The organism is Burkholderia sp. AU30280 (genome assembly GCF_020420125.1).
GTDB lineage: Bacteria > Pseudomonadota > Gammaproteobacteria > Burkholderiales > Burkholderiaceae > Burkholderia.
This window is the reverse complement of the sequence record NZ_JAIZRY010000001.1, coordinates 128,419-141,919: the sequence shown is the minus strand read 5'-3', so window position 1 is coordinate 141,919 and position 13,501 is coordinate 128,419. Positions and strand designations below refer to the sequence as shown.

At 67.4% G+C, this 13,501-nt stretch carries 9 protein-coding genes; 4 read left to right on the top strand and 5 right to left on the bottom strand.

Going from position 1 to position 13,501, the window contains the following annotated elements; all coding sequences use genetic code 11:
• Window positions 1-314 precede the first annotated feature (314 nt).
• The 4 genes from LGN17_RS00635 (at window position 315) to LGN17_RS00620 (ending at window position 5,117) form a co-directional block, all read left to right on the top strand.
• Window positions 315-1,211: a transporter gene (locus LGN17_RS00635; RefSeq protein ID WP_319000793.1), complete on the top strand. Its 897-nt coding sequence runs from the start codon at window positions 315-317 to the stop codon at window positions 1,209-1,211.
• Window positions 1,212-1,306: 95 nt separating this feature from the next.
• Window positions 1,307-2,359 (top strand): phenylacetaldoxime dehydratase family protein, encoded by a 1,053-nt coding sequence (locus LGN17_RS00630; protein ID WP_072436713.1) that lies wholly within the window; start codon window positions 1,307-1,309, stop codon window positions 2,357-2,359.
• Window positions 2,360-2,405: 46 nt separating this feature from the next.
• Window positions 2,406-3,932, top strand: coding sequence for an amidase (locus LGN17_RS00625; protein ID WP_226194723.1), 1,527 nt, complete (start codon window positions 2,406-2,408; stop codon window positions 3,930-3,932).
• 144 nt (window positions 3,933-4,076) lie between these two features.
• Complete coding sequence (locus LGN17_RS00620) at window positions 4,077-5,117, top strand: helix-turn-helix domain-containing protein (RefSeq protein WP_226194722.1); 1,041 nt, start codon at window positions 4,077-4,079, stop codon at window positions 5,115-5,117.
• Window positions 5,118-5,190: 73 nt separating this feature from the next.
• Here LGN17_RS00620 and LGN17_RS00615 read toward each other — a convergent pair whose 3' ends face one another.
• Genes LGN17_RS00615 through LGN17_RS00595 form a run of 5 tightly spaced genes read right to left on the bottom strand, consistent with a single transcriptional unit; the run spans window position 5,191 to window position 13,307 of the window.
• On the bottom strand, window positions 5,191-6,648 hold the full coding sequence (locus LGN17_RS00615) for a heavy metal sensor histidine kinase (RefSeq protein ID WP_226194721.1): 1,458 nt from the start codon (window positions 6,646-6,648) through the stop codon (window positions 5,191-5,193).
• A complete protein-coding gene (locus LGN17_RS00610) occupies window positions 6,645-7,340 on the bottom strand; it encodes a heavy metal response regulator transcription factor (RefSeq protein ID WP_226194720.1) in 696 nt (231 codons plus the stop codon). Before LGN17_RS00610 ends, LGN17_RS00615 begins: the two co-directional genes overlap by 4 nt.
• A 28-nt stretch (window positions 7,341-7,368) precedes the next feature.
• Entirely contained in the window at window positions 7,369-8,868 is a 1,500-nt protein-coding gene (locus tag LGN17_RS00605; RefSeq protein ID WP_226194719.1) for an efflux transporter outer membrane subunit, read from the bottom strand.
• 5 nt (window positions 8,869-8,873) lie between these two features.
• Window positions 8,874-10,103: an efflux RND transporter periplasmic adaptor subunit gene (locus tag LGN17_RS00600; protein WP_226194718.1), complete on the bottom strand. Its 1,230-nt coding sequence runs from the start codon at window positions 10,101-10,103 to the stop codon at window positions 8,874-8,876.
• A gap of 36 nt (window positions 10,104-10,139) precedes the next feature.
• Window positions 10,140-13,307 carry an efflux RND transporter permease subunit gene (locus tag LGN17_RS00595; RefSeq protein WP_226194717.1) on the bottom strand — a complete coding sequence of 1,056 codons (3,168 nt, stop codon included), beginning with the start codon at window positions 13,305-13,307 and terminating at the stop codon, window positions 10,140-10,142.
• Window positions 13,308-13,501 lie beyond the last annotated feature (194 nt).

The window sequence follows — 13,501 nt, the reverse complement described above, 5'->3', positions numbered from 1 at the left end:
ACGGCGATTCGTGGCATCGACAGGGCGCCCGGCACGCAACGGCGGCCGCCGGCGCACGTTGTGCGACCGCCGTATGGCACGGGTCGCGGAGGTCCGCCACAGCCAATTTCTTGTTCCGCCGGAAAACAGAAATGCGGATTTTGCCTTTCTATTCTCACCCTCAAGCGACGGCCGTTCGATGTCGCGAATCGCCGGTACTCCCGCAGTAACGGCGGAACAACAGTCAGCCAACACCCCGCGATTCCACCGTCCGGCAACGATTCCCGTTCGTCGTACGTCGAGCGCGGCGGTGTCTGCGCATCCAGGTGAGGAGCATGATGGACAACGTCAACAGAATGAAACTGAAGCGTATCGCGCGCTGGATCGGCTTGTCGCTGATGGCCGTCGCATCGCATTACGCGGGCGCGGTCGAGGTCGATCCCGGCGATTACGAGCAGTATCCGGCCGGCGCGACGATCGGCGTGCTGTACTACAACTACTCCGCGACGAATGCCTACTACGCGAACGGCCACCGGACGTCGGATTTCGACCTGCAGTCCAATATCGGCATCGCCCGCCTGCTGCATGTGTTCCAGCTAACCGACAGGCTCACGATCGATCCGCAGGTGTTGCTGCCGTTCGGTCACATCAGCAGCTTCGGCAATGCCGGTGCGCTTGGCAGTACGAACGGTGTCGGCGACGTGATCCTGACCGCACCGTTGAAATTCCGCCTGAACGACGCGAAGGACGTCGTCGCCGCGACGGTCTACGTCTACGCGCCGACAGGGAGCTACGACCAGAACCGCGGTCTCAATCTCGGTGCCAACCGCTGGTCGCTCGATTTCCAGGCGGCCTACATCAAGCACTTTTCGCCGCAGTGGGCGCTCGATCTCGTCGGCGACGCGATCTGGTACGGCAACAACACGTCGTACGGCGCGAGCGGCACGACGCTGCATCAGCGGATGAGCTACAGCGCACAGGCGATGGTGCGTTACATGCCCGATCCGGGCACGTCGCTCGGGATCGGCATCACGCAGCTCTGGGGCGGTGAAACGAGCGTGGGCGGCGCGGACAACAACGACGCGCTTCGCACGACGCGCATGCGGATCACCGCGGCGAAATTCGTGACGAAGTCCGATCAGGTGCAAATCCAGCTCGGCACCGATCTGAGCGTGCGCAACGGCCCGAAGAACAGCCTGCTCGCCGGCCTGCGTTACGCGCACATCTTCTGACGACCCGCATGCGCCGGGATACACCCGGTGCATCTCGCTCCGTGTCCCCAACGTCGATACCTCGACATCCGATTCCCTTTCCAGAGAGGTCACGCATGGAATCCGCCATCGACAAACACCTGATCTGCCCGCGGACGCTGTCGCGCCGCGTCGCCGACGACTACCAGCCACCGTTCCCGATGTATGTCGCCCGGGCCGCCGAAGACCTGAGCCAGGTCGTGATGGGTTATTTCGGCGTGCAGTATCGCGGCGCCGACAAGCGCGCCACGGCGCTGGCCGCGTTGCGCCGGATCGTCGCCGATTTCGGTGCGCAGGACGGCCCGAACAACTTCGATCTGACACAACACACCGACGACCAAGGCTACGAGAACCTGATCGCCGTCGGCTACTGGCGCGATCCGGCCGCGTATGCGCGCTGGATTGCGTTGCCGGCACTCGTCGAATGGTGGGCCTCCGACGCGCGTCTCGCGGACGGGATCGGCTACTTCCGGGAAATCGTCGCGCCGCGCGCCGAGCAGTTCGAGACGCTCTACGCATTCACGAGCGATTTCCCCGGCGTCGGCGCGATCATGGACGGCGTCAGCGGCGAGATCGAGGAGCACGGCTACTGGGGATCGATGCGCGACCGGTTCCCGATCTCGCAGACGGACTGGATGCGCGCGGACGGCGAGTTGCGCGTCGTCGAGGGCGATCCGGCCCGTGGCGGCCGAGTGGTCGTACTGGCACACGACAACATCGCGCTGATTCGCTCCGGCCAGGACTGGCGCGCGGCCGAGCGCGACGAGCGCCGACTGTATCTCGAGGAGATCGAGCCGACGCTGCGCAGCGGGATGGAATTTCTGCGCGACAACGGCGCGGACGTCGGCTGCTACAGCAATCGCTACGTGCGCTCGATCGATCTCGACGGCAACGTGCTCGACGAGAGCTACAACATCGGCCACTGGCGCTCGCTCGACCGCCTCGAGCGTTGGGCCGAATCCCATCCGACGCACCTGCGGATCTTCGTCACGTTCTTCCGCGTCGTGACCGGGCTGTCGAAACTGCGGCTGTATCACGAGGTGTCCGTCTTCGACGCCAAGCATCAGGTTTACGAATACGTGAACTGCCATCCGCGCACCGGACTGATGCGCGACGCCGTCACCCGCTGAATCCCGCCGGCGCCGGCGGCGCCGCTTACCGAACTGGAGAACGTCGATGGCCATCAAACGCCCGACTCGCGAACAACTGTCCGACATTGCAGCCGGTTTCGGCTTTCATGTCGATTCCCGCCAACTCGCCGAATACGACGATGCCCTGCAGGCGAACTTCGATGCGTACGACGCCATCGACGCGTTGCCCGACTATCTGCCCGTCGTCGCGTATCCGCGCACGCCCGGCTACCGCCCGGAAGGCGACGAGAACCGTTACGGCGCGTGGGCGCGCAAGAGCACGATCCACGGTGCCGCGGAGGGCAAGCTGCGCGGCAAGACGGTGGTCGTGAAAGACAACATCTGCGTTGCCGGCGTGCCGATGCGCAACGGCGCGAGCACGTTCGAGGGCTACGTGCCCGACGTCGATGCAACCGTCGTCACCCGGGTGCTCGACGCCGGCGGCACGATCGCCGGCAAGTCGACCTGCGAGTACTACTGCTTTTCCGGCGGCTCGCACACGAGCGCGTCGGGGCCGGTGCACAATCCGCGCAAGCCAGGGCACTCGTCCGGCGGCTCGTCGTCAGGCAGCGGCGCGCTGGTCGCGAGCGGCGAGGTCGACATGGCGCTCGGCGGCGACCAGGGCGGCTCGGTCAGGATCCCGTCCGCCTATTGCGGCATCTACGGGATGAAGCCGACGCACGGGCTCGTGCCGTACACCGGCGCGATGCCGATCGAGGCAACCGTCGATCATCTGGGGCCGATGACGAGCAACGTGCTCGACAACGCGCTGCTGCTCGATGTCATCGCGGGCGGCGACGGACTCGATCCGCGCCAACGGGCGTTGCCGCTGCGCGCCGATTATCTCGGCGCGATCCGCGACGGCATCGCGGGACTGCGGATCGGCATCCTGCGCGAGGCGTTCGGGCTCGCGAATTCGGAGCAAGTGGTCGACGAGGCCGTGCTGGCCGCCACGCATCGGTTGCGCAAGCTGGGCGCGAGCGTCGACGAAGTGTCGGTGCCGCTGCATGCCGCCGGCACTGCGATCTGGCTGCCGATTGCGGCCGAGGGTGCGACGCAGCAGATGATGAAGGGCAACAGCCACGGTTTCAACTGGGGCGGCCTGTACGTGACCGGCATGATCGATCATCACGCGGGCTGGCGCGAGCGGGCCGATGAGTTGCCGGATACCGTGAAGGTGACGATGCTGCTCGGCGAATATTTCACGAGCCGGTATCGCGGGCGCTACTACGCGAAGTGCCAGAACCTCGCGCGGCGCTTGCGATCGGCTTACGACGCGGCGCTGCAGTCGTATGACGTATTGGTGATGCCGACCGTACCGATGCGCGCGTCGAAGCTGCCGGAGCCCGGTTGCGCGATGTCCGAGTCGCTGACGAGGGCGTTCGAGATGCTCGCGAATACCGCGCCGTTCGACGTGTCCGGGCATCCGGCGATGTCGCTGCCGTGCGGGGTAGCCGACGACCTGCCGATCGGGCTGCAACTGGTCGGGCGCCGTTTCGACGAGGCGACGCTCTATCGCGTTGCGTATGCGTATGAACAGTCTTCCGACTGGCGTCGGACGACATGCTCATGACATGCCCGGCGCGGTAGCGCGTTACCGCTGCGCCGCGTGTCGGTCCGACCGGCAACGCGGCGGACGCGGCCATCGATTGGACAATGCGCTTTTGAACGGGCACGCTACCGGCTGCGTGTTTGCTAACCCATGTGGGGCACGACCATGACGATGCGTCCTTTCCCGCGCGCCGCAAGCGGCGACGCGACCGGTCTGGCGTCCGACAGCCCGCTGGACGAGCGGGCGAACGCGGCCATCGAGGTGCCGCCCGACGGCTCGGTCAGCCAGCGTATCGAATTCTGGCGCGAGACGATTCTGCGCCTGTTCGCGGACGTGCAGATCGCGGCCGTGCAGAAAGCCGATTTCTTCGGTCGAGTGCGGCAGCGCAAGTGCGAAAAGATGCGAATCTCCGAAATCCACGCGAGCGAGCAGGCCGTGATTCGGCGTTATCGCCAGGCGCGCAGCGAGTATGAGGACAAGTATTTCGGAGTATTGATGCTCGAGGGCAGCCAGTCGGTCGAGCAGGACGGCAAGATCGTCACGCTGCACCCCGGGGATTTTGCGATCTACGACGCGACACGGCCTCACCACCTGCAGTTCGGCCAGTCGTGGCGCGAGATCGTCGTCAGCATTCCCCGCGCGACGCTGAACCAGCTCGTCATCGGGATGGAGCACCGCACGGCGTGCCCGACGCAAACCGGGGAGGGCGTCGGCAGCGTCATGCGTGCGTTTCTCGAGCAGATGTCGTCGCAGATCCGTAGCGTGACCGAGGACGAGATGCGGCAGTTGTCGGATACCGCGATCACGCTGATCGCGATGACGCTGGGGGGCATGCAGCGCAACGACCTCGCGCAATCGAGGATGAAGGCGTTGACACTGACGCGTGTGAAGCGGCATGTGCTCGAGCACCTGCACGATCCGGAGCTGAACCCGATGATGATCGAGCGGTCGATCGGGATTTCGTCGCGGTACATCAACAAGCTCTTCGAGGCCGAGGAGACGTCGCTGATGCGTTACGTATGGAACCTGCGACTCGAACGGTGCGCGCAGGATCTCGCGAATCCGCAATGCGTGGCGCTGCGCGTGTCCGACGTCGCATTGCGCTGGGGATTCAACGACATGTCGCATTTCAGCCGCGTGTTTCGCGAGCGGTTTGCGATGTCGCCGCGGGCGTGGCGCGAGCAGGGTGGCAAGCCACGCGCGTAATGCGTTCCGGGCCGCGTTCGTGGCTGGCAAGCGCCGATCGGAGGCGGCCGGACGTCGACAGGCGCGGCCGCCGTCAATGCAGCGCGCGTGGTGCGTGGGCCGGACGCGAATCGGCCGAGCCGGCCGCGTCGGCTGCGTCGCCAGCGCGTAGCGGACCGCCTGCGCACGGTTGCGTCGACACCGAGAACCCGAACGTGTTGATGCCGCCCGAGCAGGCGACGAACACGCTGCCGCCGTGCATCTCGGCGACGGCCTTGACGATCGACAGCCCGAGCCCGTGGTTCTCCTTGCTGTTCGCGCGGGCTTCCTCGAGCCGGTAGAAGCGCTCGAACACGTGCGAGCGCCGTGCGGGATCGATCGGCTCACCCGGGTTCGCGACCGACACTTCGACGAGCGTGTCGCGGCGCACGATCGTCACGCCGACCGTCGCGCCGGGCGCCGAATGCTGGATCGCGTTGATCAGCAGGTTCGTCATCGCGCGGCGGAACAGCGACGGATCGACGGCCGCGCGCGCATCGCCGTTCAGTTCGGCGTGCAACTGCGCCTCGTCGAGCGGGATTTCGAGGAAGTCGAGCATGCGCCGCACTTCGTCGGCGAGCGACACGTCCTTCAGGTCGGTCGCACGTTCGCCGCGGTCGCTGCGCGACAGGAACAGCATGTCGTTGATGATCACGCGCAGCCGCTCGAATTCCTCGAGGTTCGACTGCAGCGTCTGCTGCATCCGGTCGACCGTGCGGTCGCGGCTGGTCAGCGCGACCTGGGTCTGGCCGATCAGGATGCTGATCGGCGTGCGCAGTTCGTGCGCGACGTCCGCGTTGAACGCCTCGAGCCGCGCGTAGGTTTGCTGGATGCGGTCGAGCGCACCGTTGAACGATGTGGCGAGATCGCGCAGCTCGGCCGGCAGCGCGTCGGTCTGCAGCCGCTGGCGGCGGTTCGCGAGGCTGATCGCCGATGCGTCCTGCGATAGCCGGTCGAGCGGCGCGAGCCCGAAGCGGGCCACCGCGCGGCTCAGCAGCAGCGTAATGAGCGTCGCGAGCGTGATCAGCCCGGCGAGCGTCCAGACGAAGCGGCGCAGCATCCGCTGCGTGCGCTCGCACGAGCTGGCGACGATCAGCTTCAGCGTCGGCCGCTCGCCGTTACCGGCCACCGTGACGGTCTTCGTCATCACGTCGTAGGTGCTGTGGTTCAGCGCGTAGCGCTGGAACGCGCCGAACGGCGCGCCGACCGGCACGCCGTCGACGGGCGCGCCGAAGCGGAAGTCCGGATTGGTGCTGTCGACCTGGTAGCGCGTCGAGCCGTCGGGCGGTTCGAGATCGGCGAGTTTTTCCTGCATGAGACGCCCGCGCATGGCCGTGGTCGCATGCGACACGATCATCTCGGCGACCTTGGTGCGCGTGTCGAGCGTCGCGCGCACCTCGGCGAACAGCTGGCGCTCCATCATCACGAACAGCCCGCAGCCCACCAGCGTGAACACGAGCAGCGACACGATGCCGAACATCGCCGAAAGCCGCCGGACGATCGAGCGTTTCATGCGGGTCTCTCGGTGTCGCCGTCCTCGCGCGCCTCGAGGACGTAGCCCATCCCGCGGATCGTGTGCAGCAGCTTGTCCGTGAACGGGCCGTCGAGTTTCGCGCGCAGGCGCTTGATCGCCGTCTCGACGACGTTCGCGTTGCTGTCGAAGTTCACGTCCCACACGAGCTCGGCGATGGTCGTCTTCGACAACACTTCGCCGCTGCGCCGCGCGAGCACGCCGAGCAGCTGGAATTCCTGCGCGGTCAGGTCGAGGCGCGTGCCGTCGCGCGTGGCGCGGCGGCCGATCAGGTCGACGCGCAGGTCGCCGATCGAGATCAGCGTCGATTCCTGCACGCGTGCGCGGCGCGTCAGCGCGCGCAGCCGCTCGATCAGCTCGAGGAACGAGAACGGCTTGGTGAGGTAATCGTCGGCGCCGCCGCGCAGCCCGCGCACGCGGTCATCGACGCGGTCGCGCGCGGTCAGCATGATGACGGGCGTCTGCTTCTGCGCACGCAACGCGCGCAGCACGCCGAAGCCGTCCAGCTTCGGCAGCATCACGTCGAGCACGACCACGTCGTACTCGAATTCGACGGCTTTCCACGCGCCGTCCTCGCCGTCGAGCGCGGTGTCGACGACCCAGCCTTCCTCGGTCAGGCCGCTCTTCAGGTATTCAACGACTTTCGGTTCGTCTTCGACGATCAGGACTTTCATGTTCGAATCCGTTGTCCGGGTAATCCGGTTAAGGGCTCGGGCGCGCCGGGGCTGCGGTGGCAACCTCGGCCGGCGCGGGGCCGGCCGCGGCATGGCCATCCCAGCCGCCGCCCAGCGCCTTCGCGAGAAACACGACGAGCGCCGCGCGCTGGCCCTGGATCTGCACGGCCTGCCGCTCGCTGGTCAGCAACTGCTGCTCGGCCGTCAGCACGTCGATGAACGGCGTCAGGCCGCCCGCGTAGCGATCCTGCGCGAGCGACACGAGCTTGCGCGCGTCGTCGACGGCCGCGGAAGCCTGCCGCGCGGCGTCGGCGAGCACCGACAATCCCGTGACCGCATTCTGCACCTCCTGGAACGCGGTGAGCACGGTCTGCCGGTAGCTGGCCTGCGCGGCAACGTAACCGGCCTGCGCGAAATCGACGCCGGCCTTCAGCTTGCCGCCTTCGAACAGCGGCTGGCTGAGCGACCCGCCGACCGACCACAGCAGCGCCGGCACGGTGAACAGGCCCGCAAAGCGCGTCGCATCCCAGCCGATATCGGGCGACAGCACGATGCGCGGGAAATAGGCGGCGCGCGCGACGCCGATCTGCGCATTCGCGGCGGCCATCGCGCGTTCGGCCGACGCGACGTCGGGACGCCGCTGCAGCACGTCGCTCGGCAGGCCGGTCGGCAGCGCCGGCGCGTTGATCGGCACGACGCGCGGCGCGATCGAGAAGGCGGGGGCCGGCGTGCCGACCAGCGTCGCGATCGCGGTTTCGACCTGCACGCGCTGCTGGAGCAGCAACTGCGCCTGCGTGCGCGTCGCGTCGAGCTGCGCGCGCTGCTGCAGCAGGTCGAGGCCCGACACCGCGCCGAGGTCGTGGCGCGCGCTCACGTAGTCGAGCGCTTTCTGCTGCAAGTCGATCGAGCGCCTGACGACGTCGATCTCGGTATCGAATTCACGCAGCGCGAAATAGCTCGATGCGAGATCGGCGGTCAGCACCAGGCGTGCGTTTGCGAAATCGTCACCGGCCTGCTCGGTGGTCGCCTGCGCGGACTCGACGCTGCGGCGTACGCGGCCGAACAGGTCGAGCTCGTAGCTGACGCTCGCGCCGACCTGGATGTCGTTCTGCACGGTCGACGCGTTCGGCGTCGCGTAGTTGGTCTGCGGCCGGTCGGCCGAGATCTTGAAGCGCTGGCCGCTCGCGGTCAGGCCGACGGCCGGATACTGCGCCGAGGCGACCGATGCGAGCGTCGCCTTCGCCTGGTCGTAGCGCGCGGCGACGGCCTTCAGGTTCTGGTTGTTGCGCAGCGCCTCGGTTTCCAGCGCATCGAGCTGCGGATCGCCGAATGCGGTCCACCATGCCGGATCGAGCGGCGCGCGAGCTGGCGCGGCCGGATGCCAGTAGGAATCCGCCGGGTCGAGCCGCCACGCGGCCGGCGTGTCGACGTCGGGCCGCTTGTAATCGGGGCCGACCGTACAGCCGGCGACGGCCGCCGCGAGCGCAACGGTGGCGGAGACGGCGGCAGGGCGCCGGCGGAGGCGCATCGCGATCACGACTTCGCCTCCGCGGCGCCGGATGCTGGTTTCGCCGCCGGCGCCGCGACGATCACCGGGTCGCCGTTTGCGAGCGCGTCGCTCGGGTTCGTGACGAGGCGGTCATTCGGCGTGAGCGGGCCGTCGACTTCGAGCGTCTGCCCGATCGTGCGCACGACCGTCACCTGTTTCAGGCGCACCTGGCCATTCGCGTCGACGGTCGCGACCGTCGGGCCTTCGGCGCGGAACAGCAACGTATTGGCCGGCACCTGCAGGCGGCCGACCGGCGTCATCGGCAAGGTGGCCTGCACATACGCGCCGGGCAGCAGCTTGCCGTCCGGGTTCGGCAGCGTGATCTCGATCTGCAGCGAGCGCGTCGCGACGTCGATCGCCTCGGACGTGCGCGTGATCGTCCCGTCGAAGGTCCGGCCCGGCAGCTCGGCCTGCGCGACGCTCACGTGCTGGCCGACCTTGACCTGCTGTGCATACGCCTGCGGCACCTGCACGTAGAGGCGCAGCCGGTCGGCCTGCACGACCGTGAACAGCGAGCGGCCGGCGTTGCCGGAGCTGACGAGATCGCCCACGTCGACGTTGCGCTGCGTGACGATCCCGTCGATCGGCGCGACGATCCGCTGGAAGCCTTTCAGCTCGGTGAGGCGGCGCATGTTCGCATCGGCCGCGGCGAGGTTCGCGGTGCCCTGGTTGAACGCGCCTTGCCGGTCGTCGAGCTCCTGCTGCGAGACGGCATCGCGCTGGCGCAACTGCTGCGCACGGTCGAACGATGTCTTCGCGAGCGCGAGTGCGGCTTGCGCCTGCTGGCGCTGGGCGGTGGCCTGCGCGAGTTCCTGGTTCAGCTCGGGCGTGTCGAGTTCGGCGAGCAATTGCCCCTGCTTCACGTGCGCGCCGATGTCGGCCTGCCAGCGCAGCACGTAGCCGCTCGCGCGGGCATAGATCGGCGCCTCGACGAAGCCGCGCAGCGTGCCGGGCAGCGTCAGCTTGCCGCCGGTGGCCGCATCGACCGGATGCGCGACGCTCACGTACTGGCGCGTGTTCTGCTCGGCAACCGCGTCGAGCCGGTTGCGGTTCAGCACGTTGACGACCACCGTGCGCGCGGCGCCGGCGGCCAGCAGCACGCCGATCGCGATCAGGACGATCTTCCCGCGTCGCGACACCGACGTGCGCGTCGGCAGGTGCATGCCGCGTTCGTCCACCTGGATGCCGACGGAGCTGTGATGTTTCTCTTCCATGAATTCAACCAAATCAACCGGGTAGTGGAACGAAAGTCAGTGTCCGGCCTGGCGCGCACGCCGGCGGGCCAGCCGCGCATGCACGCCGCCGAACACGAGCGGCACGAACAGCAAGGTCGAAACGGTCGCGAACAGCAGCCCGCCGATCACCGCGCGGCCGAGCGGCGCATTCTGCTCGGCGCCTTCGCCGAGGCCGAGCGCCATCGGCACCATCCCGATGATCATCGCGAGCGCCGTCATCAGCACCGGCCGGATCCGCGTCGCGCCTGCTTCCAGCGCGGCCGTGAGCGGCGGCGCGCCGGCCTCGAGGCGCTGCCGCGCGAACGACACGACCAGGATGCTGTTCGCGGTCGCGACACCCACCGTCATGATCGCGCCCGTCAGTGCCGGCACGCTCAGGTGCGTGCCGGTGATGAACAGCATCCAGACGATGCCGGCGAGCGCGGCCGGCATCGCGCTGATGATGATCAGCGGGTCGAGCCACGACTGGAAATTGACGACGATCAGCAGGTAGACGAGCACGATCGCCATCGCGACGCCCGCGCCGAGGCCGAGATACGACGTGCGCATCGTCTCGACCTGGCCGCGCATCGTCAGCTCGGTGCCGCGCGGCAGCGTCGCGCGCGCGTCGGACACGATGCGGTCGATCTCGCCCGCGACCGCGCCGAGGTCGCGGCCTTCGACGCTGACGTACACGTCGATCGCCGGGCGGATGTTGTAGTGCGTGATCACGGCCGGGTTCGCGGTGCTGCGCACCTGCACGAGGTTGCCGAGCAGTTGCAGCGGCATGCCCGTGCGGCCGCTCGCCGAGATCGGCGTGCCGAGCAGGTCGTCGACCGACGAGATGCTGTATTGCGGGGTCTGGATCTGCAGCGGGTACTGGACACCGGTGCGCGGGTTGATCCAGAACGACGGCGTCGTCTGCGAACTGCCGGACAGCGAGATCAGCATGTTCTGCGCGACGTTCTGCGCGGAGAGGTTGAGCTGCTGCATGCGCGTACGGTCCATGTCGGCCAGCAGGGTCGGCTCGTCGTTGCGTTGCAGCACGTGCACGTCGACGGCGCCGGGGATTTGCCTGAACTTTTTCATCAGGCTGCTCGCGATGGTCATGTTACTCGCGAGATCGTTGCCGAGCACCTGCAGGTCGATCGCGGCCGGTTGGCCGAAGTTGAGGATCTGCGTGATGATGTCCGACGGCTGGAAGAAGAACTCGACGCCCGGGAAACGTTCGGGCAGCACCGTGCGCAGCGCCTGCACGTAGTGCTGGGTCGCGCGGTGGCCGGGCTTCAGCGCGATCAGCAGCTCGCCGTCGAGCGTGCCGATCGTGCCGGCGTTGCTGTACGACAGGTTGATGCCGCTCACCGGCAGGCCGAGGTTGTCGACGATCGCGCCGAGTTCGTCGGGCGGCACGGTTTCGCGGATCACGCGCTCGACCTGGTCGGCGAGGCGCGCGGTTTCCTCGATCCGGTAGCCGGTCGGCGCGCGCATGTGCAGCCGGATGTTGCCCGAATCGGCATTCGGGAAGAAATCGCGGCCGAGCACGAACACGAGGCCCGTCGACAGCACGCAGAAGCCGAGGAAGCACATCGCGTAGAAGCGGCGGCGCACCAGCAGGATGCTGAGCAGCACGATGTACCACGCGCGTAGTCGCTCGAACGCATCGTTGAACGCGTGATGGATGCGTGCGAAGCGCGACGTCGCGTGATCGGGGCCGGTGCTCGCCTGCTGCGGGCGGAACAGCAGCATCGCGAGCGTCGGCACCAGCGTGCGCGACAGCACGTACGACGCGAGCATCGCGAACACGACGGCTTCCGCGAGCGGCACGAACAGGTAGCGCGCGACGCCCGTCAGGAAGAACATCGGCACGAACACGATGCAGATGCACAGCGTCGACACGAACGCGGGCACCGCGATTTCGCCCGCGCCTTCAAGAATCGCGTCGTGCAGGTTCGTACCGAGATGCAGGTGCCGCTCGATGTTCTCGATCGTGACGGTCGCGTCGTCCACCAGGATCCCGACCGCGAGCGCGAGCCCGCCGAGCGTCATGATGTTGATGGTCTCGCCGAGCGCGGACAGCGCGATCAGCGACGTGAAGATCGACAGCGGGATCGAGATCGCGATGATCAGCGTGCTGCGCCAGTTGCCGAGGAACAGCAGGATCATCATCGCGGTCAGCACGGCGGCGATCAGTGCCTCGTGGATCACGCCCTGGACGGCCGCGTTGACGAACACCGACTGGTCGAACAGCGGCGTGATCGTGAGCCCTTCGGGCAGCGTCGGGATCACCTTCGGCAGCAGCGCCTTCAGGTCCGACACGACCTTGAGCGTCGACGCATCGCCGCTTTTCAGGATCGAGATGAGCACGCCGCGCTGGCCGTTCTGGCGCACGACGTTGGTCTGCGGCGCGAAGCCGTCGCGGACCGACGCCACCTCGCGCAGGTAGGTCGTCGCGCCGTTGACGGTCTGGACCGGCAGGTTGTTGATGTCGGCGATGGTGTCGGCCGACGCGTTCGTGTCGATCCGGTATTCGGTCTGGCCCATCTTCGCGGTGCCGGTCGGCAGCACGAGGTTCTGCGCGTTCACCGCGTTGACGATGTCGGCGGGCGTGAGCCCCTTCGCGAGCAGCGCCTGCGGATCGAGGTCGATCGCGACCACGCGTGTGCGGCCGCCGTACGGGAACGGAATCTGCACGCCCGGCACCGTGATCAGCTGCGGGCGCAGGAAGTTGAGCGCGATGTCGGCGAGCGACTGTTCGCTGAGCGTCTGGCTCGACAGCCCGAGCTGGATCACCGGAATGCTCGACGCCGAGTAGGTGATCACGAGCGGCGGCGTCGCGCCCTGCGGCATCTGCCGCACGATCGCCTGCGCGGACGAAACCGTCTGCGCGATCGCCGTCTGCACGTTCGCGCCCGGTTGCAGGAACACCTTCACGACCGCGATGCCGGGCAGGGACGTCGATTCGACGTGCTGGATGTTGTTGACGGTCGTCGTCAGGATCCGCTCATGCACGGACGTGATGCGGTTCGTCATCTCGGTCGCGGAGAAGCCGCTGTAATTCCAGATGACGCTGATCACGGGAATGTTGATCGCGGGCAGCACGTCGACCGGCGTGCGCATCAGCGCAAGCGGGGTGGCCAGCACGATCATGATGGCCATGACGATGAACGTGTAGGGGCGCCTGAGCGCGAGATTGACGATCCACATGGAGGCGGCGGGACAGGCGGTGATCAGGCGTGGGTAAATGGAACCCGAATGATAGGCGTCGGCGTGGAACGGGTTACTGTCGCGAAACTGGCGGAATTGTCAGTTTGGGGCGCGGCGGCCGATTGCCGATTCGGCAGAGGAAACGCAGCGCGGCGCGACGGCCGGAAAACGGCCACGATACCGGACGGGCGAGC

What these genes read in the sequence shown, in the direction of transcription:
- LGN17_RS00605 (WP_226194719.1), bottom strand. Translation starts at nt 8,868, where the DNA reads ATGCGCCTCCGCCGGCGCCCTGCCGCCGTCTCCGCCACCGTTGCGCTC.
- LGN17_RS00615 (WP_226194721.1), bottom strand. Translation starts at nt 6,648, where the DNA reads ATGAAACGCTCGATCGTCCGGCGGCTTTCGGCGATGTTCGGCATCGTG.
- LGN17_RS00610 (WP_226194720.1), bottom strand. Translation starts at nt 7,340, where the DNA reads ATGAAAGTCCTGATCGTCGAAGACGAACCGAAAGTCGTTGAATACCTG.
- LGN17_RS00595 (WP_226194717.1), bottom strand. Translation starts at nt 13,307, where the DNA reads ATGTGGATCGTCAATCTCGCGCTCAGGCGCCCCTACACGTTCATCGTC.
- LGN17_RS00630 (WP_072436713.1), top strand. Translation starts at nt 1,307, where the DNA reads ATGGAATCCGCCATCGACAAACACCTGATCTGCCCGCGGACGCTGTCG.
- LGN17_RS00625 (WP_226194723.1), top strand. Translation starts at nt 2,406, where the DNA reads ATGGCCATCAAACGCCCGACTCGCGAACAACTGTCCGACATTGCAGCC.
- LGN17_RS00635 (WP_319000793.1), top strand. Translation starts at nt 315, where the DNA reads ATGATGGACAACGTCAACAGAATGAAACTGAAGCGTATCGCGCGCTGG.
- LGN17_RS00600 (WP_226194718.1), bottom strand. Translation starts at nt 10,103, where the DNA reads ATGGAAGAGAAACATCACAGCTCCGTCGGCATCCAGGTGGACGAACGC.
- LGN17_RS00620 (WP_226194722.1), top strand. Translation starts at nt 4,077, where the DNA reads ATGACGATGCGTCCTTTCCCGCGCGCCGCAAGCGGCGACGCGACCGGT.